Origin of the sequence: Streptomyces sp. SM18 (assembly GCF_002910775.2) — a bacterium.
Lineage (GTDB): Bacteria > Actinomycetota > Actinomycetes > Streptomycetales > Streptomycetaceae > Streptomyces > Streptomyces halstedii.
On sequence record NZ_CP029342.1, the window covers coordinates 1,555,863 to 1,577,104 of the forward strand.

Sequence of the window (21,242 nt, forward strand, 5' to 3'; positions counted from 1 at the left end):
TCGGGGACATGGCGGGCGCCGTGTTCAGTTCCGTACGCCGTTGTACGGGACGTCTGTGTGGCCCGGGTCAGACCATGAGCGACCGGTCCGTCGGGCGGATGGGGGCGTGCAGCGCGCTGGCGCCGGTGAGGTAGCGGTCCACTCCGCGGGCGGCGGACCGGCCCTCGGCGATGGCCCAGACGATGAGGGACTGGCCGCGCCCGGCGTCGCCGGCGACGTAGACGCCCTCGACGTTGGTCGCGTACTCCTCGTCCCGGGCGATGTTACCGCGTGCGTCGAGCTCCAGGCCGAACTGCTGGACGAGGCCGTTGGCCTGGTCGGTGCCGGTGAAGCCCATCGCCAGGGTGACGAGCTGGGCGGGGACGCGCCGCTCGGTGCCGGGCTTCTGCTCCAGCTTTCCGTCCGTGAACTCCACCTCGATCAGGTGCAGGGCCTGGACGTTGCCGTCCTCGTCGCCCTCGAAGTGGGTGGTGGAGACGGAGTAGATCCGTTCGCCGCCCTCCTCGTGCGCGGAGGTGACCTTGTAGAGCATCGGGAACGTCGGCCAGGGCTGCCCGGCGTGACGCTCCTCGCCCGGCCGGGGCATGATCTCCAGCTGGGTGACGGAGGCCGCGCCCTGCCGGTGGGCGGTACCGACGCAGTCGGCGCCGGTGTCGCCGCCGCCGATGACGACGACGTGCTTGCCCTCGGCGGTGATCGGGGAGACCGTCAGGTCGCCCTCGCGCACCTTGTTGGCGAGCGGCAGGTACTCCATCGCGAAGTGCACGCCGTTCAGTTCACGGCCGGGGACCGGCAGGTCCCGGGAGACCGTGGCACCGGCGGCGATGACGACCGCGTCGTGGCGGCGGCGCAGCTTCGTGGCGTCGATGTCCCGGCCGATCTCGGTCTCGGTGCGGAACTTGGTGCCCTCCGCGCGCATCTGCTCGATGCGGCGGTTGATGTGCGACTTCTCCATCTTGAACTCGGGGATGCCGTAGCGGAGCAGGCCGCCGATGCGGTCGGCGCGCTCGTAGACGGCGACGGTGTGGCCCGCCCGGGTGAGCTGCTGGGCCGCGGCCAGTCCGGCGGGGCCGGAGCCGATGACGGCGACGGTCTTGCCGGAGAGCCGGTCGGGCGGCTGCGGGGTGACGTCGCCGTTGTCCCAGGCCTTGTCGATGATGGAGACTTCGACGTTCTTGATGGTGACGGGCGGCTGGTTGATGCCGAGCACGCACGCCGATTCGCAGGGCGCCGGGCAGAGCCGCCCGGTGAACTCCGGGAAGTTGTTCGTGGCGTGCAGGCGCTCGGACGCGGCGGTCCAGTCCTCGCGGTAGGCGAAGTCGTTCCACTCGGGGATGAGGTTGCCGAGCGGGCAGCCCTGGTGGCAGAACGGGATGCCGCAGTCCATGCAGCGGCTCGCCTGCTTGCTGATGATCGGCAGCAGGGAGCCCGGGACGTAGACCTCGTTCCAGTCCTTGACGCGCTCGGCGACGGGGCGGGTCCGCGCGACCTCGCGTCCGGTGGTCAGGAAGCCCTTGGGGTCAGCCATGGGTCGCCGCCTCCATCATCTTCTCGGTGGTCTCCTGCTCGGAGAGACCGGCGAGCTCGGCGGCGTCCTTGGCGGCGAGCACTGCCTTGTACGTGGTCGGGATGATCTTGCTGAACCGGGTCACCGCGGTGTCCCAGTCGGCGAGCAGCTTCTCGGCGACCGTGGAGCCGGTCTCCTCGTGGTGGCGGCGCACGACGTCGTGCAGCCACTGCCGGTCGGTGGTGTCGAGGGGCTCGACGGCGCCGAGGTTGCCGGTGTTGACGTTGTCGGGGTCGAGGTCGACGACGTAGGCGATGCCGCCCGACATGCCGGCGGCGAAGTTGCGGCCGGTCTCGCCGAGGACGACGGCGTGGCCGCCGGTCATGTACTCGCAGCCGTGGTCGCCCACGCCTTCCGAGACGACCGTGGCACCGGAGTTGCGGACGCAGAAGCGTTCGCCGGTCCGGCCGCGCAGGAAGATCTCGCCGCCGGTGGCGCCGTAGCCGATGGTGTTGCCGGCGATGGTGGAGTACTCCGCGAGGTGGTCGGCGCCCCGGTCCGGGCGGACGACGACGCGGCCGCCGGAGAGGCCCTTGCCGACGTAGTCGTTGGCGTCGCCCTCCAGGCGCAGGGTCACCCCGCGCGGGACGAAGGCGCCGAAGGACTGGCCCGCGGAGCCGGTGAAGGTGAGGTCGATGGTGTTCTCGGGCAGGCCCGCCCCGCCGAACTTCCTGGTGACCTCGTGTCCGAGCATCGTGCCGACGGTGCGGTTGATGTTGCGGATGGCGATCTGCGCGCGGACCGGCTGGGCCCTCTCGGCGCTGTCGGCGCCGAGCGCGTCGGCGGCGAGCCTGATCAGCTCGTTGTCGAGGGCCTTGGCCAGACCGTGGTCCTGCTCGGCGATCCGGTGGCGGACCGCGCCTTCGGGCAGTTCCGGCACGTGGAAGAGGGGCGCGAGGTCGAGTCCCTGGGCCTTCCAGTGGGTGACGGCCCGCTCGGTGTCGAGGAGTTCGGCGTGGCCGACGGCCTCCTCGATCGTACGGAAGCCGAGCTCGGCGAGGATCTCGCGGACCTCTTCGGCGATGAACTCGAAGAAGTTGACGAGGTGTTCGGCCTTGCCGGAGAACCGCTCGCGCAGGACGGGGTTCTGGGTGGCGATGCCGACCGGGCAGGTGTCCAGGTGGCAGACGCGCATCATGACGCAGCCGGAGACGACGAGCGGCGCGGTCGCGAAACCGAACTCCTCGGCGCCGAGCAGTGCGGCGATGACGACGTCCCGGCCGGTCTTGAGCTGGCCGTCGGTCTGTACGACGATGCGGTCGCGCAGGCCGTTGAGCAGCAGGGTCTGCTGGGTCTCCGCGAGGCCGAGCTCCCAGGGGCCGCCCGCGTGCTTGAGCGAGGTGAGCGGGGAGGCGCCCGTGCCGCCGTCGTGGCCGGAGATCAGGACGACGTCCGCGTGGGCCTTGGAGACGCCGGCGGCGACCGTGCCGACACCGACCTCGGAGACCAGCTTCACGTGGATGCGGGCCGCCGGGTTGGCGTTCTTGAGGTCGTGGATCAGCTGGGCGAGGTCCTCGATGGAGTAGATGTCGTGGTGCGGCGGGGGTGAGATCAGGCCGACCCCGGGGGTGGAGTGGCGGGTCCTGGCGACCCACGGGTAGACCTTGTGGCCGGGCAGCTGGCCGCCCTCGCCGGGCTTGGCACCCTGGGCCATCTTGATCTGGATGTCGTCCGCGTTGACCAGGTACTCGCTGGTGACGCCGAAGCGGCCGGAGGCGACCTGCTTGATGGACGAGCGGCGCGCCGGGTCGTACAGGCGCTCGGCGTCCTCGCCGCCCTCACCGGTGTTGGACTTGCCGCCCAGCTGGTTCATGGCGACGGCGAGCGTCTCGTGCGCCTCCTGGGAGATGGAGCCGTACGACATGGCGCCGGTGGAGAAGCGCTTGACGAGGTCGGCGACGGGCTCGACCTCGTCGAGGGGGACCGGTGTGCGGCCCGAGGCGAAGCCGAACAGTCCGCGCAGCGTCATGAGGCGCTCGGACTGCGCGTTGACCCGGTCGGTGTACTTCTTGAAGATGTCGTACCGGCGGGTGCGGGTGGCGTGCTGGAGGCGGAAGACGGTCTCCGGGTCGAACAGGTGCGGTTCGCCCTCGCGGCGCCACTGGTACTCGCCGCCGATCTCCAGCGCGCGGTGCGAGGCGGCGATGCCGGAGACGGGGTACGCCTTGGCGTGCCGGGCGGCGACCTCCTCGGCGACGACGTCGAGTCCGGCGCCGCCGATCTTGGTGGGGGTGCCGCTGAAGTACCGGGCGACGAAGGTCTCGTCGAGGCCGACGGCCTCGAAGACCTGGGCGCCGCGGTAGGAGGCGACGGTCGAGATGCCCATCTTGGACATGACCTTCAGGACGCCCTTGCCCAGCGCGTAGATCAGGTTGCGGATGGCCTGCTCGGTGTCGACGCCCTCGATGAAGGTGCCGGCCCGGACGAGGTCCTCGACGGACTCCATCGCCAGGTACGGGTTGACGGCGGCGGCGCCGTAGCCGATCAGCAGGGCGACGTGGTGGACCTCGCGGACGTCACCGGCCTCGACCAGCAGGCCCACCTGGGTGCGCTGCTTGGTGCGGATGAGGTGGTGGTGGACGGCCGAGGTGAGCAGCAGCGAGGGGATCGGCGCGTGCTCGGCGTCGGAGTGCCGGTCGGACAGGACGACGATGCGGGCGCCGTCCTCGATGGCGGCGTCGGCCTCGGCGCAGATCCGCTCGATCCGCTCGGCCAGCGCGTCGGCGCCCCCGCCGACCCGGTAGAGGCCGGCCAGGGTGGCGGCCTTCATCCCCGGCATGTCGCCGTCGGCGTTGATGTGGATCAGCTTGGCCAGCTCGTCGTTGTCGATCACCGGGAACGGCAGGGCGACGCTGCGGCAGGACGCGGCGGTCGGCTCCAGGAGGTTGCCCTGGGGGCCCAGCACGGAGCGCAGCGAGGTGACGAGCTCCTCGCGGATGGCGTCCAGCGGCGGGTTGGTGACCTGGGCGAAGAGCTGGGTGAAGTAGTCGAAGAGGAGCCGGGGGCGCGCGGAGAGGGCGGCGATCGGCGAGTCGGTGCCCATGGAGCCCAGCGGTTCGCCGGCGGTGCGGGCCATCGGGGCGAGGATGACGCGGAGCTCTTCCTCGGTGTAGCCGAAGGTCTGCTGACGGCGGGTGACCGAGGCGTGGGTGTGGACGATGTGCTCGCGCTCGGGCAGGTCCTCCAGCTCGATCTCGCCGGTTTCCAGCCACTCGGCGTAGGGGTGCTCGGCGGCGAGGGACGCCTTGATCTCCTCGTCCTCGACGATGCGGTGCTCGGCGGTGTCGACGAGGAACATCCGGCCGGGCTGGAGGCGGCCCTTGCGGACGACCCTGGCCGGGTCGATGTCCAGGACGCCGACCTCGGAGGAGAGGACGACGAGGCCGTCGTCGGTGACCCAGTAGCGGCCGGGGCGCAGTCCGTTGCGGTCGAGGACCGCGCCGACCTGGACGCCGTCGGTGAAGGTGACGCAGGCCGGGCCGTCCCAGGGCTCCATCATCGCGGAGTGGTACTGGTAGAACGCGCGCCGGGCGGGGTCCATGGAGGCGTGGTTCTCCCATGCCTCGGGGACCATCATCAGCACCGAGTGCGGCAGCGAGCGGCCGCCGAGGTGGAGCAGTTCCAGGACCTCGTCGAAGGAGGCGGAGTCGGAGGCGTCCGGGGTGCAGACGGGGAAGATCCGGTCGAGCCGCGTCCCGTCGTCCGGTCCGCCGTCGGCGGAGCCGAACAGGCCGGAGGCGAGCTGGGACTCGCGGGCCTTCATCCAGTTGCGGTTGCCCTTGACCGTGTTGATCTCGCCGTTGTGCGCGACGAAGCGGTACGGGTGGGCGAGCGGCCAGCTCGGGAAGGTGTTGGTGGAGAAGCGCGAGTGGACCAGGGCGAGGGCGGTGGCGAAGCGGCCGTCGGAGAGGTCCGGGAAGAACGGCTCCAGCTGCCCGGTGGTGAGCATTCCCTTGTAGACGATCGTGCGTGCGGAGAGGGAGGGGAAGTACACCCCGGCCTCCCGCTCGGCGCGCTTGCGCAGGACGAACGCCTTGCGGTCGAGCGCGATGCCGGTGCTCCCGCCCTCCCCCGCGCGGGCGCCTCCCGCGACGAAGAGCTGGCGGAACTCGGGCATGGTGGCGCGGGCGCCCTTGCCGAGGATGTCCGGCGCGACCGGCACCTGGCGCCAGCCGAGGACGTCGAGGCCCTCTTCGGCGGCGATCTCCTCGATCCGCCGGACGGCCTGGGCGGAGTCGTCCGCGGGCAGGAAGGCGATGCCCACGGCGTAGGAACCGGCCTCGGGCAGGGCGAACGCGGCCTCCTCACGGAGGAAGGCGTCCGGGACCTGGAGGAGGATGCCCGCGCCGTCACCCGAGTCGGGCTCGGATCCGGTGGCACCGCGGTGTTCGAGGTTACGCAGCACGGTCAGCGCCTGCTCGACCAGCTCATGGCTGGCGATGCCGGTCAGAGTGGCCACGAACCCGACACCGCAGGCGTCGTGCTCGTTACGGGGGTCGTACATCCCCTGCTGGGCGGGGCGACCGTCCATGGGCGACCAGGCGTCGAAACGCATCGGCTCTCCCGTCGTCGTCGTGGCATGTGCGGTGCCGAGGGACGACGTTGGCCCTCTGCGAAAGTTGCTGAAGATTACATGATGGAGCGCTTCTCACACAGCGGATAGGCCGTTCCATCATGCGGACGCCATGGAAGCGTGGCGACGGGGTCGTGACCGGACGATCCGGGTGGCGGATGACTGTCCGGGAGACCGCAGGGAGCAGGCGTCGTTGCCTGCGGTGTCTACGGCTCTTGCCCGGCGGCCAGGAAATTGAAACCGCCGAGTAATGACTACTTATGCGCATTCCTGCATGGCGGCTCATCCTAGGGCCGCACCGCCGTGCCCGCCCAGAGGCGCGCGCCACGACGAATGTCACATCCGCGCACCGGCGGGCGGGGGCCTCCGCACCGTGGGACGGGGGCCGCCTCGCCGTAGGGCCGGGGCCGCCGCGCCGTAGGCCGGGGGCCGTCAGCCGCCCACCGCCACGCCGAACAGCGTGCCCAGACCGTAGGTGAGGGCGGCGGCCGTCCCGCCGAGGACGAGTTGCCGCAGTCCGCTGAACCACCAGGTCCGCGCGGTCACCCGGGACACGATCGCGCCGCAGCCGAACAGTCCGAGCAGGGCGAGCAGCACGGCGGGCCACAGCTCGGTGGCGCCGAGCAGGTAGGGCAGTACGGGCAGCAGGGCGCCCAGCGCGAAGGCGCCGAAGGACGAGACGGCCGCGAGGAGCGGCGAGGGCAGGTCTCCGGGGTCCACGCCGAGCTCCTCGCGGGCGTGTATCTCCAGCGCCTGCTCGGGGTCCTGCGAGAGCTGCCGGGCCACCTCCCCGGCGAGCTCGGGTTCGACGCCGCGGGTCACGTACAGGGCGGCCAGCTCGTCCATCTCGTCCTTGGGGTGCTTGCGCAACTCCTGTCGCTCGACGGCGAGTTCGGCCTCGACGAGTTCACGCTGCGAGGCGACGGAGGTGTACTCGCCGGCCGCCATGGAGAACGCGCCCGCGGCCAGTCCGGCGAGGCCGGTGATGACGATGGTCTGCTGGGAGACGGCCCCGCCCGCGACGCCCGTCATCAGGGCGAGGTTGGAGACGAGCCCGTCCATGGCCCCGAAGACCGCCGGCCGCAGCCAGCCGCCGGTCACATCGCGGTGCGTGTGGTTGTCACGGTGCGCCTCGTGCAGGTCGGCGCCGGTCTCGACGACGGACACAGTTCTCCCCCTCCTCCGGGGGCGGACTCCTTGTGCCGTACCCCCGCTCCAGGCTCGAAAGTACGCGCGGAAAACATTGCCCGCCAGCAAGGAAGGCCGTACTTACCGGTGGTTTGGAGCCCTTTCGGCGGTGTCCCCCGAGTGGCCCTTTTGTCAGCGTTGTCCGCCAGGCACGGGAAGCCGCGTGGGAGAGATCGCAGCGGGGTCCGGGGCAGCGGCGGACGGCCGGGCGGACGGCGCGGCACGAGCGGGAGGTCGACGCGATGGAGCGGAAGACGGACGAGGGGACGGAGCCCGGCGAGGGCATCCGGCCCGGTGGGGGCACCCGGCCCGGCGGACCGGAGGTGCGCCGCGGGCCGGCGGGGGACGGCGGCCCGGCGGGGCGCGGCGGGCCCGCCGGGGGCGGGGGTTCGCCCGCCGAGATCGCCGACCGGGCTCGGGGGGCGCTGCTGGGGCTGGCGGTCGGGGACGCGCTCGGCGCCCCGGCGGAGAACATGAGACCGTCCGAAATCCGCCGTCGCTGGGGCCGGATCACCGGGTTCGTCAGCGACGACCCGGCGGGGACCGACGACACCGAGTACGCGATCTTTTCGGGGCTGCTGCTGGCCCGGCACGGTTCGGCGCTGACGGTCTCCCATGTGGAGCGGGCGTGGCACCACTGGATCGCGGATCTGGACGAGGGCCCGTTCCGGGGCGCGGGTTTCAGTGAGCGCGGGACGCTGGAGAACCTGCGGCGCGGCCTGGCCGCCCCGATCTCGGCCCAGCACCGGCACGCGTGGAGCGACGGCCTGGCGATGCGGGCCGCGCCGTTCGGGGTCTTCGCGGCGGGCCGGCCCGCCGAGGCGGCCCGGCTGGTGGCGGTGGACGGCACGATCAGCCATGACGGGGAGGGCATCTACGGCGGCCAGGCGGTGGCCGCGGGGGTGGCCGCCGCGATGGTGGGCGCCGGGCCGGCCTCGGTGGTGGCCGCCGCGCTCTCGGCCGTACCGATGGACTCCTGGACGGCGCGTTCGCTGCGGCGGGCGGTCACCGCCGCGCGGCGCTCGTACCCGGACCGGCTGACGGCGGAGCGCGCGGTGCGCTCGGCGGTGGTGATCGGCGGCTACCCGTGGACGGACCTGGCACCGGAGGCGGTGGGCCTGGCCTTCGGCGCGTTCGCGGCGGCGGGCGGCGACTTCCGTACGGCGGTGCTGACGGCCGTGAACATGGGCCGGGACGCCGATACGACGGCCGCGGTGGCGGGAGCGCTGGCCGGGGCGCTGCACGGGGCGTCCGCGATCCCGGCGGACTGGGCGGCGGCGATCGGCCCGGTACGCGGCAGCTGCCTGCCGTCGATGCGGGGGTACCACGTCCTGGACATCGCCGGACTGCTGACGCCGGACACCCCTGACGCCCCGGACACCCCGGGCGTGCCGGAGGAGGCGCGGGCCCTGCCCGGCGGGGACCCGTCCGGGGAGCCCTCGTGGGAGCCCGCCGGCGCGTCCTTCGCCGAGCCCGGACCACGGACCGGCGCGGCGGGGACGACCGTGCCGGTCACCGCTCCGGGGACCGCCCGATGAGCGCCCTGGGCCCGCCCTCCGCCTCGGGATCCGAGGCCGTGCCGGGGGCCGCGCCCTCCGGCCCGGCGGCCGGACGCGCCACCCGCCCCGACCCCGTGGCCCCGCCTGCGGGCTCCCCCGGACGCCTGGCCGCCCCGGGGCTCCCCGGGACCCAGCACCCCCTGGTCGCCCCGGCTCCCCCGGCCGCCGCCCCCGGACGCCCCGCCCGGATCGAGGGGCTGCTGCTGGGACTGGCGGCCGGGGACGCCGCCGGGTGGCCCGCCGCGCGGCACCGGGCGGCGCGGATGCCCGAGTGGACCCGGCGGCTCACCCGCGAGCTGGACACCTTCGCCGAGCAGAACGCCACCACCACGCTCCCCGTGCCGATCGCGCTGAACCAGCCGCCCGAACCGCTCCGGCTCGGGCCCTCGGACGACGCCGAGTGGGCCGCGTTCACCGCCAGGACCGTGCTGGCCGCCGCGGCCGACGACACCCCGGGCCTGCCGCCCGGACGCCGCGTGCGGGACGCGATCGACCGGTCCTGGAACGCGCTGGCCGCGACGGTCGCCGCCGCCAGCGCACGGGCCCCCGAGGTGGAGTCCGCCGTACTGCCGCTCCGGGCCCGGATCTCCGTACGGGCCGGACTGGGCAACCTCGCCGCGGGGCTGCGCCCGCCCGCCACCGGCCACGACAATCCGCACTACTTCGACGACGCGGCCTGTGTGCGGGCCGCCGTCCTCGCGGTCCTGCACCCCGGGGACCCGGTCGCCGCCGCCAGGCTCGCCGAGTTCGACGCCCGGTACACCCAGGACGGTGACGGGGTGCACGGTGCCCGCGCGGTCGCCGCCGCCGTCGCGCGGGCGCTCGCGGGGGCGGACGTGGACACCGTCGTGAACGCCGCGCTCGAACAGCTCCCCGAGGGCACCGAGATCGCCCGCAACGCGGCCCACGCGGTGCGGCTGGCACGGGAGTTCGCGGGCGAGGCATGGGGCGCGTTCGCCCTGGTCCCCGTGCTGGAGCACCAGATCGTCGACCATGTGTACAGCTACGGGATCGCCGCCGCCGAGACCGTGCCGGTCGCCCTCGCCCTGACGACCGCCGCCCGGGGCGAGATCGCGCAGGCCGTGCCCGCGGCGGCCTGCCTCTCCCGGGTCGCCGACTCGGCACCCGCCCTGGCCGGGGCGCTCACCGGCGCGCTGGGCGGGAGCGGCGGCGTGCCGGCGGGCTGGCGCGAGGCCTGCCGCACCCTGGCCGGCTGCGCGCTGCCGCGCCTCGCCGGGACCGACCTCATCGAACTCGCCGGGCGGCTGGCAGCCACGGAACCGGCCCCACCGGAGGGACAATTCAGTCATGACACCCAAAACATCCACAGCGACCGGACCGGACACCGTCACGGCACTCACCCTGGATGACCGCGTCACCGGCGCCCTGGTCGGGGCCGCGGTCGGCGACGCGCTCGGCGGCCCGGTCGAGGGCTGGACCCCGAAGCAGATCGCGGAGCGCCACGGGGGCCGGGTGACCGGTGTGGTCGGCCCCTGGTACGGCGACGACTGGCGCACCGCGCGCCCGATCGCCCCGTACCACAAGGGCGACGGGCACGTCACCGACGACACCCTGATGACCCATGCGCTGGTGCGGGTGTACGAGGCCGTGCGCGATCACCTCGACGCGTACGCGGTCGCCGACCACCTCGTCCCGGACCTGATGTCCCGCCCCCGCTGGATTCCGGAACTGGAGGCCGAGGCGCTGCCGCTCCAGCGGATCTTCCTGGCCGAGAAGTGGATCGTCACCCGGCTGCACTACGGCCACGCGGACCCCCGCGAGGCGGGCTGCGGAAACATCGTCAACTGCGGGGCCGCGATGTACATGGCGCCGGTCGGCCTGGTCAACGCGGCCCGCCCGGAGGCGGCGTACGCGGAGGCGCTGGACGTCGCCGGGGCCCACCAGTCCTCGTACGGACGGGAGGCGGCCGGGGTCCTGGCCGCGGCGGTGGCCGCCGCCTGCGCACCCGGCGCGACGCCCGCCTCCGTCGTGGAGACCTGCCTGGCGCTCGCCAAGGACGGCACCCGTACGGCGATCGAGGCGGTGTGCGAAGTCGCCGTACGCCACCAGGACTTCGAGTCCGCGCTCGGCCCGCTGCGCGCCGCCGTCGCCCCCTTCGACACGGTCGGCCCGCACTACCGCGACCCCTCGCTGGGTGCCCGGCGGCCCTCCCGGCTGCACGCGATCGAGGAGTTGCCCATCGCGCTCGGCATGCTGCTGGTCGGCGGCGGCGACTACCGGCGGACGGTGCTCGGCGCGGTCAACTACGGCCGGGACTGCGACTCGATCGCCACCATGGGCGGGGCGATCGCGGGCGCGCTGCACGGCGAGGGGGCCGTCCCCGGCGCCTGGGCGAAGACGGTCGCCGACGCCAGCCGTCTCGACCTGCACGCACCGGCCCGCGCCCTGGCGGAGGTGGCCCGCGAGGTCTTCGTACGGGACACCGCCCGCCGCCGGATCCAGGACGCGGCGTTCGCCGAACTGGCCGGCCCCCGATGACCGTACGGCTGACCTGGGCGCAGCCCGAGGACCTGGTGGGCCATGAGCTGCGCCAGGCCGAGCAGGACGGCCGGGACGCCCGTGCCGTCGCACGCCGCTGGTCGGATGCCGGTGGCGCCCCGGCGCCGGAGCGCGCCGGAGTCTCGAAGGCGCCCGCGCCGCCCCGGCTGCGGGCCCTTGCCGAGCGCCTGCTCGACGAACTCGCGCTGATCGAGAGCCCGTCGGCGCGGGACGAGCCGACGGACCTGGCCGCGATCCGGGCCGCGTGCCCCCGGTGGCCGGCCCCCCGCGCCCGGCCGGTGGCCGTCGGCCCCGAACGGCTGCACGCCGCCTGGCTGGGCCGGGCCGCGGGCTGCCTGCTCGGCAAGCCCGTCGAGAAGCTGCCCCTGGACGGCATCCGCGCGCTGGCGCGGGCCACCGGCAACTGGCCGCTCACCACCTGGTTCACCGCCCGAGGGCTGCCCGCGGACCTGGCCGCCGCCCATCCGTGGAACCGCCGTTCGGCCGCCACCTCGCTGGCCGAGAACATCGACGGGATGCCGGAGGACGACGACCTGAACTTCCCCGTGCTGGGACTGGTACTGCTCCGCCGCCACGGCCGGGACTTCTCCACGGACGACGTCGCCCGCCTCTGGCTCGGCACACTGCCCGCCGGGCGGATCTTCACCGCCGAGCGGATCGCGTACCGCAATCTGCTCGACGGGGTCGAGCCGCCGCACACCGCCCGGCGGCGCAACCCGTTCCGCGAGTGGATCGGCGCCCAGATCCGGGCCGACGTGCACGGCTGGACCCGTCCGGGCGACCCGGCCGCCGCCGCCGAACAGGCGCACCGGGACGCGGTGCTCAGCCACACGGCCAACGGGGTGTACGGGGCGATGTTCACCGCCGCAGCGCTCGCCGAGGCGGCGGGCGGCGAGACCGATGTGCACGGCTGCCTGGCGGCCGGTCTGCGCGTGGTACCGCCCCGCTCCCGCTACGCCCGCGCGGTGCGCCTCGGCATCGAGGCGGCCCGCGCGGAAGGGGACTTCGACCGGGTGGTGGACCGGCTGCACGCCGTCTACGCCGGCACCCACCACTGGGTGCACGTCCTGCCCAACGCGGCGCTGCTGGCCGCCGCCCTCACCCACGCGGACGGTGACTTCGGCCGCTCGCTCTGCGCCACGGTGTCCGGCGGCTGGGACACCGACTCCAACGGCGCCACCGCCGGTTCGCTCGCGGGCCTGCTGGCCGGGCGGCCCGCCGCGCTGCCTGAGCACTGGACCGCGCCGCTCAAGAACCGGCTCACGACGTCCGTGCCCGGTTTCGACGGCGTCGGCTTCGACACCCTCGCCGAACTGACCCACCAGGAGGTACACCGCCCATGACAGCGATCGCGGTGCTCGGCAGCACCCACATGGACCTGGTCGCCTACACCTCCCGGGCACCCGGGCGCGGGGAGACCGTCACCGGGCGCGCGTTCCTGACCGTGCCCGGCGGCAAGGGGGCCAACCAGGCCGTCGCGGCGGCCCGCGCGGGCGGCGAGGTGGTGATGATCGGCGCGGTCGGCACCGACGCCTACGGACCGCTGCTGCGGGCGAACCTGGAGGACGCGGGCGTCGGCACCGGCCTCCTGCGCACGGTGGACGGCCCCAGCGGCACGGCGCACATCGTCGTGGAGGACGGGGGCTCCCACGCGATGGTGGTGGTCCCCGGAGCCAACGCCACCCTCACCGCGATCGGGCCGGACGAGCGGGCCGCCGTCGCCGCGGCCGGACTGCTCCTGCTCCAGCTGGAACTCCCGCTGGGCGTGGTGACCGAGGCGGCACGCGGCGCGCGGTCGATGGGCGTACGCACGATCCTCACCCCCTCCCCCGCGCGACCGCTGCCGGACGCGCTCCTGGACGCGGTGGACCTGCTGGTCCCCAGCGAGCACGAGGCCGCCGCGCTCTGCGGCCACGACGACCCGCACGCCGCGGCCCACCTGCTGCTGCGCCGGGTCCCGGAGGTCGTCATCACCCTCGGCCCGAAGGGCTGCCTGTACGCGGCCCGGGGCGGCGGGGCCGTGCTGTTCCCCGCGCCCGAGGTCACCGCCGTCGACACGACCGGCGCCGGGGACACCTTCGTCGGCACCCTGGCCGTGGCGCTGGCCGAGGGACGGGCGGTCCCCGAGGCGCTGGCCTGGGCGTCGGCGGCGGCGGCGCTCAGCGTGCAGAGACCCGGGGCCTCGACGTCGATGCCCTACCGCGGCGAGATCGATGCCGCATGAACACACCGACCGCGCCCCCGGACCCCTCCGCCGTCCCCGCTCCGGCCGGACCGCTGCACGGCCTGCGGGTCCTGGATCTCGCCACCCTGTTCGCCGGGCCCCTCGCGGCCACCATGCTCGGGGACTTCGGCGCCGAGGTCGTCAAGATCGAGCACCCGCGCAGGCCGGACCCCTCACGGGGCCACGGCCCCGCGAAGGACGGCGTCGGGCTGTGGTGGAAACTGCTCGGCCGCAACAAGCGGACGATGACCCTGGACCTGTCCGGGCCCGGCGGCCGGGAGGTTCTGCTCCGGCTGGCCGCCGGGGCGGACGTGGTCGTCGAGAACTTCCGGCCGGGGACACTGGAGCGCTGGGGCCTGGGCTGGGAGGAGCTGAGCGCCGCCAACCCCCGGCTGGTGCTGGCCCGGGTCACCGGCTTCGGCCAGTTCGGCCCGTACGCGCACCGGCCCGGCTTCGGCACGCTGGCCGAGGCGATGAGCGGGTTCGCCGCCGTCACCGGGGAGCCGGACGGTCCGCCGACCCTGCCGCCGTTCGGGCTCGCGGACTCGATCGCGGCGCTCGCCACGGCGTACGCGGTGATGACGGCCCTGTCCGGGCGTGAGCGCACCGGCCGGGGGCAGGTGGTCGACCTGGCGATCATCGAGCCGATCCTGACCGTGCTGGGGCCGCAGCCGCTCTGGTACGACCAGCTCGGTTACGTCCAGCCGCGCACCGGCAACCGCTCCCGCAACAACGCCCCGCGCAACACCTACCGGACCTCGGACGGCCACTGGGTGGCGGTCTCCACCTCGGCCCAGTCGGTCGCGGAGCGCGTGATGCGCCTGGTGGGCCGCCCGGAGCTGACCGAGGAACCGTGGTTCGCGGCCGGGACCACCCGCGCCGAGCACGCCGACGAGCTGGACGAGGCCGTCGGCCACTGGATCGCCCGGCGCACCCGGGAGGAGGCGGTGTCCGCGTTCGAGAAGGCCGAGGCGGCGATCGCCCCGATCCAGGACGTACGGGACGTGCTGGAGGACCCCCAGTACCGGGCGCTCGACACCGTCACCGAGGTGGCGGACCCGGAGCTGGGGCCGCTGCGGATGCAGAACGTGCTCTTCCGGCTCTCGGAGACACCGGGGTCGATCCGCTGGGCGGGCAGACCGCACGGCGCGGACACCGAGGAGATCCTGACGGAGCTGGGCCTGTCGCCGTCCCGTATCGCCGCGCTGCGCGCCGAGGGCGCCCTGTGAGCGGCCCGTCCGTGGCGCGGAAACCGGACAGCGGCGGGACGGCGGTGGCGCTGACCTGGCTGTACGCGCCCGGAGACCGGCCCGAGGTGGTACGCAAGGCGCTGGAGGCGGGCGCGGACGCGGTGATCGTGGACCTGGAGGACGCGGTCGCCCCGGACCGCCGGGAGTACGCCAGGGCGGCCACGGCCGAGCTGCTCGCCGGTCCCCCCGCCCCGGACGGGGCCGGTGTCCCGGTGCACGTCCGGGTGCACGGGGAGGCCGACGTACGGGCCCTGGCGGGGCTGCCCGGACTGGCCGGGATACGGCTGCCGAAGATCACCCACGCGGCGTCGGTGCACCATGTCGCCGCGCTGGCCCCGGGCGTGCCGCTGTACCCCCTGCTGGAGTCGGCCCTGGCGATCGAGCACGCGTACTCGATCGCCGGGGCCCACCCCGAGGTGCGGGGCATCGCCCTGGGCGAGGCCGACCTCCGCGCCGATCTGGGGGTACGGGACGACACCGGGCTGGACTGGTCGCGCGGCCGGGTGGTGGTGGCCGCGCGGGCGGCCGGGCTCGACCCGCCCGCGATGTCGGTGTTCCCCGACGTACGGGACCTGGCGGGGCTCTCGGCCTCCTGCGCGCACGGCCGGGGGCTGGGCCTCCTCGGCCGGGCGGCGATCCATCCCCGGCAGCTACCGGTCATCGAGCGGGCGTTCCGGCCCACGCCCCGGGAGGTCGAGGCGGCGCGGGAGGTCGTCGAGGCGGCCCGGTCCGAGGAGGGCGCGCTGGCCCTGCCGGACGGGCGGTTCGTGGACGCGGCGGTGGTGGCCACGGCCCGCCGGACCCTGGCCCTGGCACACCGCGACGACTGACTCCCCGGCGCACCGGGAGGGCCGGCGGGCGGGCCCGGGAAGGGGCGGGCGGGAACGGAGAAGGCGGGCGGGTCCGGTGCGTCGTACCGGACCCGCCCGCCTCGAAAACCCGTGGGTCAGCTCTTCTCGGCCTTCTGCGGGGTGGCGTCGGCGTCGTCCTCCGGCGCCTTCGCCTCCGCACCGGGAGCGTCCGGGACGGAGGCCTTGGTCTCCTCGGAGGCGGCGGATCCCGTGGAGTCCGTGGCGTCCGTGGAGCCCTTGGCGTCCGTGGAACCCTCGGATGCCTTGCCGTCCTCGCCGTCCTTGCCGTCGGCGCCCGCCGCCTCGTCCTTCGGCGCCTCGACCGCGGCCGGTTCGACGACCTCCTCGCGGCCGGGCCGCAGCTTCGCGGAGATGACCATGTAGACGACCGCCAGCACGAAGACGACGATCGCCGTCCAGACGTTCAGCCGGAGGCCCAGCACGTGGTGCGCCTCGTCGACCCGCAGGTACTCGATCCAGCCACGGCCCGCGCAGTACGCGGCGACGTACAGCGCGAACGCCCTGCCGTGCCCGAGCTTGAAGCGGCGGTCCGCCCAGATGACCAGCAGGGCCACGCCGACGCACCACAGCGACTCGTACAGGAACGTCGGGTGGTAGGTGCCCGCGACCCGGTTCGCGCCCTCGCTGATCTTGACCGCCCACGGAAGGTCCGTCTCCTTGCCGTAGAGCTCCTGGTTGAACCAGTTGCCCCAGCGGCCGATCGCCTGGGCGAAGGCGATTCCGGGCGCCAGCGCGTCGGCCCAGGCCGGCAGCGGGATCCCGCGGCGGCGGCAGCCGATCCAGGCACCGACCGCGCCGAACGCGACCGCGCCCCAGATGCCGAGGCCGCCCTGCCAGATCTTGAAGGCGTCCACCCAGTTCTCACCGTCGCTGAAGTACAGCTGGTAGTCGGTGATGACGTGGTAGAGCCTGCCTCCGACCAGGCCGAAGGGGACCGCCCAGACGGCGATGTCGGCGACGGTGCCGGCTGTGCCGCCCCTGGCGACCCAGCGCTTGTTGCCGAACCAGACGGCGACGAAGACACCGATGATGATGCAGAACGCGTAGCCGCGGAGCGGGATCGGGCCGAGCTCGATCACGCCGGTCGACGGGCTGGGAATGTAGGCAAGATTCATGACGAGGTCGACGCTACCCTGCCGGACGGGACGTACGGCAAGCCGTCCGGCAACTTCTGAGTAACGAGCCCCGGAAAGGGCGCCCGCTCACCCGCCCTTCCGCCCGGTCTCACGAGCTGCTCACCGTGCCCGGCTTCTTGCCCTTGTTGGCGTCGGCCACCCACTTCTTGATGTTCTCGGCCGAGATCTCCTCGTCCCCCTTCTTCGGGAAGATCGACTCGCCGTTGAGCAGGGCGGTGGGGGTGCCCTGGAAGCCGCCGTCGCGGAAGGCCCGGTCGGACTTCCCGACCCAGCTGTCGTGCGTGCCGTCGTTCACACAGGTGCGGAAGGCGGACGTGTCCAGGCCCTTCACCTCCCCGGCCAGGTCGATCAGCTTGCTGTTCTTGGCGAAGGCGTCGTCGTTCTCGGCGGGCTGGTTGCGGTAGAGGACGTCGTGGTACGCCGGGAACTTGCCGAGGTCCTGGGCGCACGCCGCCGCGTTCGCCGCCCGCAGGGACCCGCTGCCGCCGAGGTTGCCGTCGATGATCGTGGCCAGGTGGTACTCGACCTTGATCTGGCCGTTGTGGGCCAGGTCCGCGATCGTGTCCCGGAAGGCGTTCTCGAACTGGGCGCAGACCGGGCAGCGGAAGTCCTCCCAGATGGTGAGGGTGGACGGGGCGTCGTCGGCGCCGACCTGGAGGGCGAGGCCGTCCTTCCCGGTCGCCCCGGAGGGGGTGACGACCGGAGCGGCCTCGCTGTCCCGCCCGCTCTCCCCGACGTCGATGGCGACCAGGCCGACGACCGCGGCCAGCGCCAGCACCCCGACGACCGCGGCCGAGACGATCAGGGTGCGGCGGCGGCGGTCGCGTGCCCGGTCCTGCTCACGCTGCTGGGCGAGCCGCTCACGCGCGGCCCTCTTCGGCTCTTGGTTCTCGCTCACACCCGCGCAAACGAACCAGGGAGGCGCCTCAGCGCCTCCCCGGTCCCAGGTCCACCCGTACGGGTGACGATCATGGTCAGCGCTTTCGAACACCTTCGGCGAGTTCGGCCGCGAGCGCGCGGACGGCCTCCAGGCCCGCGGCCTCGTCCGGCGCGTCCAGCATCCGCTTGACGAAGGCCGAGCCGACGATCACGCCGTCGGCGAAGCCGGCGACCTGCCGGGCGTGCTCCCGGGTGGAGACGCCGATGCCGACGCAGACGGGCAGCTCGCTGGTGGCACGGGTGCGCCGCACCAGCTCCTGCGCCTGCTCGCCGACGGACTCCCGGGTTCCCGTGACGCCCATCAGCGAGGCGGCGTACACGAAGCCGGAACCGGCACCGGTGATCTCGGCGAGCCGGGCGTCCTTGCTGCTCGGCGCGACGACGAAGACGGTGGCCAGGGCGTGCTTCTCGGCGTGCTCGCGCCACAGCGCGGACTCCTGGACCGGCAGGTCGGGCAGGATGCACCCGGCGCCGCCCGCCTCGGCCAGCTCGGCGGTGAAGCGTTCCACGCCGTAGCGGTCGATGGGGTTCCAGTAGGTCATGACGAGGATCGGGGCGCCCGTGGCCTCGTGCGCCTCGCGGACGGTGCGCATGATGTCGGCGATCCTGACGCCGCCGCGCAGCGCGATGTCGTCGGCGGTCTGGATGACCGGCCCGTCGAGCACCGGGTCGCTGTGCGGCAGACCCACCTCGACGACGTCGGCGCCGCCCGCGACGGCCGCCTTGACGGCCGCGATGCCGCCGTCCACGGTCGGGAAGCCGCCGGGCAGGTAGGCGATGAGCGCCGCCCTGTCCTCGGAGGCCGCCTTCGCCAGGGTCGTACTCAGCAGTTCACGGTTGCCGCTCACTTGGTGACCTCCACGTCTCCGTCGGCCACGTCGGCCTCGACGACCGCGTCGGCACCGTCGTACAGGCCGAAGTACCGGGCGGCGGTGTCCATGTCCTTGTCGCCCCTGCCGGACAGGTTGACCAGGATCAGCCCGTCCTCGCCGAGCTCCTTGCCGATCTCCAGGGCCCCGGCCAGCGCGTGGGCGCTCTCGATGGCCGGGATGATGCCCTCGGTGCGGGACAGCAGACGCAGGGCCCGCATGGCGGCGTCGTCGGTCACCGCGCGGTACTCGCCGCGCCCGCTGTCCTTGAGGTAGGCGTGCTCGGGCCCGATGCCCGGGTAGTCCAGGCCGGCCGAGATGGAGTACGGCTCGGTGATCTGGCCCTCGTCGTCCTGGAGGACGTAGGAGCGCGAACCGTGCAGGATGCCGGGCTCGCCCGCGGTGAGGGTCGCCGCGTGCTCGCCGGTCTCCACCCCGTGTCCGGCGGGTTCGCAGCCGATGAGCCGCACACCGGCGTCGGGGATGAAGGCGTGGAAGAGGCCGATGGCGTTGGAGCCGCCGCCGACACAGGCGACCGCGGCGTCGGGCAGCCGGCCGGCGCGTTCGAGGATCTGACGGCGCGCCTCGACGCCGATCACCCGGTGGAAGTCGCGGACCATCGCCGGGAAGGGGTGGGGGCCCGCGACGGTGCCGAAGAGGTAGTGGGTGCGGTCCACGTTGGCGACCCAGTCGCGGAACGCCTCGTTGATGGCGTCCTTGAGCGTCCGGGAGCCGGACTTCACGGCGACGACCTCGGCGCCGAGCATCCGCATCCGCGCCACGTTCAGCGCCTGCCGCTCGGTGTCGATCTCACCCATGTAGATGGTGCATTCGAGGCCGAAGAGGGCGCAGGCGGTCGCCGTGGCGACGCCGTGCTGGCCCGCTCCGGTCTCCGCGATGACCCGGGTCTTGCCCATGCGCCGGGTGAGGAGCGCCTGGCCGAGCACGTTGTTGATCTTGTGGGAACCGGTGTGGTTCAGGTCTTCGCGCTTGAGGAAGATCCGGGCCCCTCCGGCGTGTCCGGCGAAGCGCGGGACCTCGGTCAGCGCGCTGGGCCGGCCGGTGTAGTCGGCCATGAGCGCGTTCAGCTCGGCGGCGAAGGAGGGGTCGGCCTTCGCCTTGGCGTATTCGACGGCGACCTCGTCCACGGCGGCGACCAGCGCCTCCGGGATGAACGCGCCACCGAACGCGCCGAAGTAGCCTTCGGCGCTGGGGATCAGACCCTCGGGGTCCGGGATGAAGAAGTCGGACGACATGGTTCGGCGTGCTCCTTGGGCGTGCGGCGGATGGCTTCACCGTATGCGCCGTGCGCGGAGCGCCGCACCGGCCCGGAACGGTCGGTGCGGCGGGACGTGCGGGGCCCGCCGGTCACCAGGAAGGTGGTCACCGGAGGGCGGTGCGACGGCCGGGGCTCGCTACGGCGCGGACCCCGTGCGCCATCGCATGCCGTTGACCTGTCCCGGCTCGTCCCCGATCACGTACCGCACGCGCCGCCCGTGCACCCGCCGGGCCGGGGCGCGGCAGCCACGGGGGCGGCAGCCACGGGCCAGCGGGGCGTGCGGGTCCGGGGCCGGTGCGGGGCACAGGCCGCGGATCCGGGGCGCGGGGCGGACGGTGGGCACGGTGCGGGTCAGCCCCGTCCGTGCCGGAGCGCGGGGTGGGCGCCCGCGGCGACCAGGTCGGCGACGGCGGTGCGGGGGGTGCGGCCGGTGACCAGGGACTCGCCCACCAGCACCGCGTCGGCGCCGGCGTTGGCGTACGCGATGAGGTCGTGCGGGCCGCGGACACCGGACTCGGCGACCTTGACGATGTGGTCGGGGATCTCGGGGGCGACCCGCTCGAAGGTGGAGCGGTCCACCTTGAGGTCCTTGAGGTTGCGCGCGTTGACACCGACGATCTTCGCCCCGGCGTCGACGGCGCGCTCCGCCTCCTCCTCGTCGTGCGCCTCGACGAGCGGCGTCAGGCCGATCGACTCGGCGCGCTCGATCAGCGAGACCAGGGCCTCCTGGTCGAGGGCGGCGACGATCAGCAGCGCGAGGTCGGCGCCGTACGCGCGCGCCTCCCACAGCTGGTACGAGGTGACGATGAAGTCCTTGCGCAGGACCGGGATGTCCACCTTGGCGCGGACGGCCTCCAGATCGGCGAGCGAACCGCCGAAGCGGCGCTCCTCGGTGAGGACCGAGATGACGGAGGCGCCGCCGGCCTCGTAGTCCGCGGCGAGCGCGGCCGGGTCGGCGATGGCGGCCAGGGCCCCCTTGGAGGGGCTGGAACGCTTGACCTCGCAGATGACGGTCACGCCCTCGCCGCGCAGCGCGGCGACCCCGTCCTTGGCCTCGGGAGCGCGCGCCGCGCGTTCCTTGAGCTCGTCGAGGCTGACGCGCGCCTGTCGCTCCGCGAGGTCGGCGCGGACGCCGTCGATGATCTCGTCGAGCACACTCACGCGAGAGGCCCCCTTCCGGAACGGTGATGGAACAGGATCAGCCCTGCCGATGGTATCCGCAGGAGGGCCCTGGGCCCGCATCCGGCGTCGGTACGTCCCATCAGC

Annotated in this window: 16 protein-coding genes; 7 read left to right on the plus strand and 9 right to left on the minus strand. The window is 73.8% G+C overall.

What is annotated here, in order from left to right:
* Positions 1-67: 67 nt before the first annotated feature.
* From B9S64_RS06885 to B9S64_RS06895, 3 genes are all read right to left on the minus strand, one after another.
* The gene (locus B9S64_RS06885) at positions 68-1,528 is read right to left on the minus strand and encodes a glutamate synthase subunit beta (protein ID WP_103489813.1); all 1,461 of its coding nucleotides are present in this window, start codon (positions 1,526-1,528) and stop codon (positions 68-70) included.
* Entirely contained in the window at positions 1,521-6,122 is a 4,602-nt protein-coding gene (gltB, locus tag B9S64_RS06890) for a glutamate synthase large subunit (protein WP_103489812.1), read from the minus strand. Before gltB ends, B9S64_RS06885 begins: the two co-directional genes overlap by 8 nt.
* Before the next feature lie 450 nt (positions 6,123-6,572).
* Entirely contained in the window at positions 6,573-7,307 is a 735-nt protein-coding gene (locus tag B9S64_RS06895) for a VIT1/CCC1 transporter family protein (protein ID WP_103489811.1), read from the minus strand.
* Positions 7,308-7,570: 263 nt separating this feature from the next.
* Between B9S64_RS06895 and B9S64_RS06900 the strand changes: the two genes are divergently transcribed.
* The 7 genes from B9S64_RS06900 to B9S64_RS06930 are packed head-to-tail and all read left to right on the plus strand — an operon-like array spanning position 7,571 to position 15,711.
* Positions 7,571-8,866 (plus strand): ADP-ribosylglycohydrolase family protein, encoded by a 1,296-nt coding sequence (locus B9S64_RS06900; protein WP_258317529.1) that lies wholly within the window; start codon positions 7,571-7,573, stop codon positions 8,864-8,866.
* Complete coding sequence (locus B9S64_RS06905; protein ID WP_258317530.1) at positions 8,863-10,257, plus strand: ADP-ribosylglycohydrolase family protein; 1,395 nt, start codon at positions 8,863-8,865, stop codon at positions 10,255-10,257. Before B9S64_RS06900 ends, B9S64_RS06905 begins: the two co-directional genes overlap by 4 nt.
* Positions 10,196-11,386, plus strand: a complete 1,191-nt coding sequence (locus tag B9S64_RS06910; protein ID WP_181012130.1) for an ADP-ribosylglycohydrolase family protein — start codon at positions 10,196-10,198, stop codon at positions 11,384-11,386. The genes B9S64_RS06905 and B9S64_RS06910 overlap by 62 nt, the downstream gene beginning before the upstream one ends.
* Positions 11,383-12,750, plus strand: a complete 1,368-nt coding sequence (locus B9S64_RS06915; RefSeq protein ID WP_109491995.1) for an ADP-ribosylglycohydrolase family protein — start codon at positions 11,383-11,385, stop codon at positions 12,748-12,750. Before B9S64_RS06910 ends, B9S64_RS06915 begins: the two co-directional genes overlap by 4 nt.
* Complete coding sequence (locus B9S64_RS06920) at positions 12,747-13,631, plus strand: ribokinase (RefSeq protein ID WP_103488988.1); 885 nt, start codon at positions 12,747-12,749, stop codon at positions 13,629-13,631. Before B9S64_RS06915 ends, B9S64_RS06920 begins: the two co-directional genes overlap by 4 nt.
* On the plus strand, positions 13,628-14,860 hold the full coding sequence (locus B9S64_RS06925; protein WP_103488987.1) for a CaiB/BaiF CoA-transferase family protein: 1,233 nt from the start codon (positions 13,628-13,630) through the stop codon (positions 14,858-14,860). Before B9S64_RS06920 ends, B9S64_RS06925 begins: the two co-directional genes overlap by 4 nt.
* Positions 14,857-15,711 (plus strand): CoA ester lyase, encoded by an 855-nt coding sequence (locus B9S64_RS06930; protein WP_258037694.1) that lies wholly within the window; start codon positions 14,857-14,859, stop codon positions 15,709-15,711. Before B9S64_RS06925 ends, B9S64_RS06930 begins: the two co-directional genes overlap by 4 nt.
* Before the next feature lie 116 nt (positions 15,712-15,827).
* Here B9S64_RS06930 and lgt read toward each other — a convergent pair whose 3' ends face one another.
* From lgt to trpC, 6 genes are all read right to left on the minus strand, one after another.
* On the minus strand, positions 15,828-16,868 hold the full coding sequence (gene lgt / locus B9S64_RS06935; RefSeq protein WP_103488986.1) for a prolipoprotein diacylglyceryl transferase: 1,041 nt from the start codon (positions 16,866-16,868) through the stop codon (positions 15,828-15,830).
* 109 nt (positions 16,869-16,977) lie between these two features.
* Positions 16,978-17,787 carry a thioredoxin domain-containing protein gene (locus tag B9S64_RS06940; RefSeq protein WP_103488985.1) on the minus strand — a complete coding sequence of 270 codons (810 nt, stop codon included), beginning with the start codon at positions 17,785-17,787 and terminating at the stop codon, positions 16,978-16,980.
* A gap of 76 nt (positions 17,788-17,863) precedes the next feature.
* Positions 17,864-18,676 carry a tryptophan synthase subunit alpha gene (gene trpA, locus B9S64_RS06945; RefSeq protein ID WP_103488984.1) on the minus strand — a complete coding sequence of 271 codons (813 nt, stop codon included), beginning with the start codon at positions 18,674-18,676 and terminating at the stop codon, positions 17,864-17,866.
* Positions 18,673-19,953 carry a tryptophan synthase subunit beta gene (gene trpB, locus B9S64_RS06950; RefSeq protein ID WP_103488983.1) on the minus strand — a complete coding sequence of 427 codons (1,281 nt, stop codon included), beginning with the start codon at positions 19,951-19,953 and terminating at the stop codon, positions 18,673-18,675. The genes trpA and trpB overlap by 4 nt, the downstream gene beginning before the upstream one ends.
* Before the next feature lie 159 nt (positions 19,954-20,112).
* Complete coding sequence (trpM, locus tag B9S64_RS34900; protein WP_256075560.1) at positions 20,113-20,292, minus strand: tryptophan biosynthesis modulator TrpM; 180 nt, start codon at positions 20,290-20,292, stop codon at positions 20,113-20,115.
* Between the two features lie 35 nt (positions 20,293-20,327).
* On the minus strand, positions 20,328-21,137 hold the full coding sequence (gene trpC, locus B9S64_RS06960; protein WP_103489337.1) for an indole-3-glycerol phosphate synthase TrpC: 810 nt from the start codon (positions 21,135-21,137) through the stop codon (positions 20,328-20,330).
* Positions 21,138-21,242 lie beyond the last annotated feature (105 nt).

Excerpts from the sequence above, each read along its gene's own strand:
- B9S64_RS06885 (WP_103489813.1), bottom strand. The coding sequence starts at position 1,528 with ATGGCTGACCCCAAGGGCTTCCTGACCACCGGACGCGAGGTCGCGCGG.
- gltB (WP_103489812.1), bottom strand. The coding sequence starts at position 6,122 with ATGCGTTTCGACGCCTGGTCGCCCATGGACGGTCGCCCCGCCCAGCAG.
- B9S64_RS06900 (WP_258317529.1), top strand. The coding sequence starts at position 7,571 with ATGGAGCGGAAGACGGACGAGGGGACGGAGCCCGGCGAGGGCATCCGG.
- B9S64_RS06905 (WP_258317530.1), top strand. The coding sequence starts at position 8,863 with ATGAGCGCCCTGGGCCCGCCCTCCGCCTCGGGATCCGAGGCCGTGCCG.
- B9S64_RS06910 (WP_181012130.1), top strand. The coding sequence starts at position 10,196 with ATGACACCCAAAACATCCACAGCGACCGGACCGGACACCGTCACGGCA.
- B9S64_RS06915 (WP_109491995.1), top strand. The coding sequence starts at position 11,383 with ATGACCGTACGGCTGACCTGGGCGCAGCCCGAGGACCTGGTGGGCCAT.
- B9S64_RS06920 (WP_103488988.1), top strand. The coding sequence starts at position 12,747 with ATGACAGCGATCGCGGTGCTCGGCAGCACCCACATGGACCTGGTCGCC.
- B9S64_RS06925 (WP_103488987.1), top strand. The coding sequence starts at position 13,628 with ATGAACACACCGACCGCGCCCCCGGACCCCTCCGCCGTCCCCGCTCCG.
- lgt (WP_103488986.1), bottom strand. The coding sequence starts at position 16,868 with ATGAATCTTGCCTACATTCCCAGCCCGTCGACCGGCGTGATCGAGCTC.
- trpB (WP_103488983.1), bottom strand. The coding sequence starts at position 19,953 with ATGTCGTCCGACTTCTTCATCCCGGACCCCGAGGGTCTGATCCCCAGC.